The following is a 781-nucleotide window of genomic DNA, read 5'->3' as shown; positions in this document are numbered from 1 at the left end:
CAGTGCAGCTTCACGCTCTGCTTTTGCTCGTTTGGCATATTTTTCACTCCAGAAGACAACCTGTTTCTCATTTACCTGCTTTTTTATTTTTTTGCCCGAAACAGAGGATACTTGGATTGTTCTTGGAGACTTGCGGGATTTCCGCTTGTATTCTGTACCAAGCCATTCATAACCTTCCTGTTCCAGAACATAGTCCTTGATGCTTTTTTCTGCGCCCCGGATGGACATACTGAAAACATATCCGTCATGAGTGGGCGTGTTGATCGTGTACCAGATGTTATCACCTGTTGTCATTCCTTTGTCAGCAACGGAAATGACTCTGCCAAGATCAAACTGCTTTTTGATGCGTCCAAAGTTAGGTCTGTAGGTCAGACAGTCATTGGTATTTCCGGGAAAAAGTTCATAAGTAATAGGAATTCCCTGATTATCCATGAAAAGTCCCATCTGCACAATTGGATTTGGACGATGTTCTTTTGAAACTCCTTTACGGAGAAAATCGGTTTGCTCATCTGTCTCAAAATAGTAGTTTGTAACATCATAATAGATGAGGCTGGTATCCCTGCCATAATTCTCTTTGATATGGTCATTTAGCCAGATCTGCAAGTTTTCTTTATGTTTGTCAAGGAAAGACAGACAGCGGTAAACATCGTCTAAAGAGTAGTCTGTTTTCTCAAAGAAATGTTCCCGATCATCATAGGAAGATTTCTTTGAAGCAGGGAAAAGAAGTCTGGAATAGACCAGCATCTTCATGATGGTATTGGCATCATACTGTTCTTTTGAG

General features: G+C 40.8%; 1 protein-coding gene. It reads right to left on the bottom strand.

Going from position 1 to position 781, the window contains the following annotated elements; translation table 11 throughout:
- The coding region (locus LIZ66_RS18345) for an IS1634 family transposase (RefSeq protein ID WP_456298631.1) at positions 1-781 on the bottom strand (781 nt) is incomplete at both ends.

Origin of the sequence: Blautia faecis, from assembly GCF_020554845.1 — a bacterium.
GTDB classification, from domain to species: domain Bacteria; phylum Bacillota; class Clostridia; order Lachnospirales; family Lachnospiraceae; genus Blautia_A; species Blautia_A faecis.
The sequence above is the reverse complement of the archived record's forward strand: the minus strand, read 5'-3'. Positions and strand labels throughout refer to the sequence as shown.